This is a genomic window from Psychrobacter sp. 1U2, from assembly GCF_051847575.1.
The window spans coordinates 1-4137 of the sequence record NZ_JBPYDC010000048.1 but is presented as its reverse complement, the minus strand read 5'-3'; the positions used below and the strand labels follow the sequence as shown (position 1 = coordinate 4137).

General features: G+C 47.3%; 2 tRNA genes and 2 rRNA genes. All 4 read left to right on the top strand.

What is annotated here, in order from left to right:
* Nucleotides 1-557: 557 nt before the first annotated feature.
* Nucleotides 558-2097: ribosomal RNA gene (locus tag ACS8FD_RS12855) — 16S ribosomal RNA — on the top strand.
* 97 nt (nt 2098-2194) lie between these two features.
* Nucleotides 2195-2271 (top strand) — tRNA-Ile (locus ACS8FD_RS12850).
* Between the two features lie 9 nt (nt 2272-2280).
* Nucleotides 2281-2356, top strand: a tRNA-Ala gene (locus ACS8FD_RS12845).
* 298 nt (nt 2357-2654) lie between these two features.
* A 23S ribosomal RNA gene (locus tag ACS8FD_RS12840) occupies nt 2655-4137 on the top strand; the annotation flags it as partial.

Below are 4137 nucleotides of genomic sequence, written 5' to 3'. Positions count from 1 at the left end.
GAATAATGAATAGCGCAGCTATTAAATAACCATCCAGCCCACTAAATTACTTTTAAAATAAAATAATTTAATCCTTGACTTACCAAATAAAGCGTCTATAATACGCACCTCATTAAGGGACAAGACGAGACAAACTACCAAATAAGGTAGTAAAATCAAGTCACTAACTTACTGAAACAAATTATAAAAAAGCTTGACAAACGAACACATCGTGTTATGATAGTCAGCTCGCTAGATAGCAAAGCCCTTAAGGGATTGACACTATCTTAGCAAACCAAATATTGCATTACTTACTTACTGGACGACAGAAGTAAGACACTATTTAAAATCAAAACTAAAGAACAACTTGTGTGGATTTTTGCTGAGACAGAATGCTAAAAATAAAGTTGGTTTGAACTTCTTTTCGGAGTTTATTCTAACTATAAAAATTATCATTTAATCAGCAGAAAAACTCAAAGTTAATTCATTACGAACATAATTTTTAGCGATTTGCCAGATTAAATGAGCCAAGATTAGAAGTCGTCTTACTATTTATAGTGAAGACTTCAAGCAAGATTAAACTGAAGAGTTTGATCATGGCTCAGATTGAACGCTGGCGGCAGGCTTAACACATGCAAGTCGAGCGGAAACGATGGGAGCTTGCTCCCAGGCGTCGAGCGGCGGACGGGTGAGTAATACTTAGGAATCTACCTAGTAGTGGGGGATAGCTCGGGGAAACTCGAATTAATACCGCATACGACCTACGGGAGAAAGGGGGCAACTTGTTGCTCTCGCTATTAGATGAGCCTAAGTCGGATTAGCTAGATGGTGGGGTAAAGGCCTACCATGGCGACGATCTGTAGCTGGTCTGAGAGGATGATCAGCCACACCGGGACTGAGACACGGCCCGGACTCCTACGGGAGGCAGCAGTGGGGAATATTGGACAATGGGGGCAACCCTGATCCAGCCATGCCGCGTGTGTGAAGAAGGCCTTTTGGTTGTAAAGCACTTTAAGCAGTGAAGAAGACCATACGGTTAATACCCGTATGCGATGACATTAGCTGCAGAATAAGCACCGGCTAACTCTGTGCCAGCAGCCGCGGTAATACAGAGGGTGCAAGCGTTAATCGGAATTACTGGGCGTAAAGCGAGCGTAGGTGGCTTGATAAGTCAGATGTGAAATCCCCGGGCTTAACCTGGGAACTGCATCTGATACTGTTAGGCTAGAATAGGTGAGAGGAAGGTAGAATTCCAGGTGTAGCGGTGAAATGCGTAGAGATCTGGAGGAATACCGATGGCGAAGGCAGCCTTCTGGCATCATATTGACACTGAGGTTCGAAAGCGTGGGTAGCAAACAGGATTAGATACCCTGGTAGTCCACGCCGTAAACGATGTCTACTAGTCGTTGGGTCCCTTGAGGACTTAGTGACGCAGCTAACGCAATAAGTAGACCGCCTGGGGAGTACGGCCGCAAGGTTAAAACTCAAATGAATTGACGGGGGCCCGCACAAGCGGTGGAGCATGTGGTTTAATTCGATGCAACGCGAAGAACCTTACCTGGTCTTGACATATCTAGAATCCTGCAGAGATGCGGGAGTGCCTTCGGGAATTAGAATACAGGTGCTGCATGGCTGTCGTCAGCTCGTGTCGTGAGATGTTGGGTTAAGTCCCGCAACGAGCGCAACCCTTGTCCTTAGTTACCAGCGGGTTAAGCCGGGAACTCTAAGGATACTGCCAGTGACAAACTGGAGGAAGGCGGGGACGACGTCAAGTCATCATGGCCCTTACGACCAGGGCTACACACGTGCTACAATGGTAGGTACAGAGGGCAGCTACACAGCGATGTGATGCGAATCTTTCAAAGCCTATCGTAGTCCAGATTGGAGTCTGCAACTCGACTCCATGAAGTAGGAATCGCTAGTAATCGCGGATCAGAATGCCGCGGTGAATACGTTCCCGGGCCTTGTACACACCGCCCGTCACACCATGGGAGTTGATTGCACCAGAAGTGGTTAGCCAAACCTTTTAGGATGGCGATCACCACGGTGTGGTTGATGACTGGGGTGAAGTCGTAACAAGGTAGCCGTAGGGGAACCTGCGGCTGGATCACCTCCTTATAGACGGCATTCGCTCAGCAAGAATTCACAACAAGTTGTTCTTTAGTTTAGTTTGTTTATAAGCCTTATTGTATAAAGCTGTTGCTTTAGACATTAAAGGCCTGTAGCTCAGCTGGTTAGAGCACCGTGTTGATAACGCGGGGGTCGGCAGTTCAAGTCTGCCCAGGCCTACCACTTACACATGGGGCCATAGCTCAGTTGGTAGAGCGCCTGCCTTGCACGCAGGAGGTCAACGGTTCGACTCCGTTTGGCTCCACCACTATTATAAACAAGCGTGTATAAATAGAACTAAGTAATCGCAACTGATTATTTACTTCTGTTTTATACAGAACCTAATACCTGACGAAGGATTAGGAACTATTTAAAAACATAGATATGAGTCTGGGTTAGAAAGAGCGTGTTCACGCGCTTCTTTCTAACCTTAATAACTCACTACTTAACGACATCAGTTGTTATCCCAGTAGTGAGTTATTAAAAAAAGTAAAGAGAACTGAATCAAGCGTAAACATAGGTGATATCGTTATAATTGCTGACAAATAGACCCTTTGGGGTTGTATGGTCAAGTAATTAAGCGCACATGGTGGATGCCTTGGCAGTCAGAGGCGATGAAAGACGTGACAGCCTGCGATAAGCTTCGGGGAGGCGGCAATATCCTGTGATCCGGAGATTTCTGAATGGGGAAACCCACTTAGCATAAGCTAGGTATCTTATATTTATATAAGAAGCGAACGAGGGGAAGTGAAACATCTCAGTACCCTTAGGAATAAACATCAATTGAGATTCCCCAAGTAGCGGCGAGCGAACGGGGAGAAGCCGATTGGCACTAGAATAGAAGAACAGCGTGGGAAAGCTGACCATAGTAGGTGATAGTCCTGTATTTTAAATTCTAGCGTCAACATATTAAGTAGAGCGGGGCACGAGAAATCCTGTTTGAAGATGGGGGGACCATCCTCCAAGGCTAAATACTCCTGACTGACCGATAGTGAACCAGTACCGTGAGGGAAAGGCGAAAAGAACCCCTGTGAGGGGAGTGAAATAGAACCTGAAACCGTGTGCGTACAAGCAGTGGGAGCCACCTTGCGTGGTGACCGCGTACCTTTTGTATAATGGGTCAGCGACTTATATTCTGTAGCAAGGTTAACCGTTAGGGGAGCCGTAGGGAAACCGAGTCTTAATAGGGCGTATAGTTGCAGGGTATAGACCCGAAACCGAGTGATCTATCCATGAGCAGGTTGAAAGTGCCGTAACAGGCACCGGAGGACCGAACCCACTGTCGTTGAAAAGCCAGGGGATGACTTGTGGATAGGGGTGAAAGGCTAATCAAACTCGGTGATAGCTGGTTCTCCCCGAAAGCTATTTAGGTAGCGCCTCGGACGAACACCATTGGGGGTAGAGCACTGTTTCGGCTAGGGGGTCATACCGACTTACCAAACCGATGCAAACTCCGAATACCGATGAGTGATATCCGGGAGACACACAGTGGGTGCTAACGTCCATTGTGGAGAGGGAAACAACCCAGACCGCCAGCTAAGGCCCCAAATTCCTAGTTAAGTGGGAAACGAGGTGGGAAGGCATAGACAGCTAGGAGGTTGGCTTAGAAGCAGCCATCCTTTAAAGAAAGCGTAATAGCTCACTAGTCGAGTCGGCCCGCGCGGAAGATGTAACGGGGCTCAAACTAGGAGCCGAAGCTGCGGATTTGAATTTGTTTTCAAGTGGTAGGGGAGCGTTGTGTAAGCCTGTGAAGGTGTGTTGTAAAGCATGCTGGAGGTATCACAAGAGCGAATGCTGACGTGAGTAACGATAATGCGAGTGAAAAGCTCGCACGCCGGAAGATCAAGGGTTCCAGTCCAACGTTAATCGGGGCTGGGTGAGTCGACCCCTAAGGCGAGGCCGAAAGGCGTAGTCGATGGGAAATCGGTTAATATTCCGATACTTGTTTATGATGCGATGGAGGGACGGAGAAGGTTATGTCAGCCTAGTGATGGTTATCTAGGTGAAAGGATGTAGGCTTGCAGCTTAGGTAAATCCGGGCTGCTATAT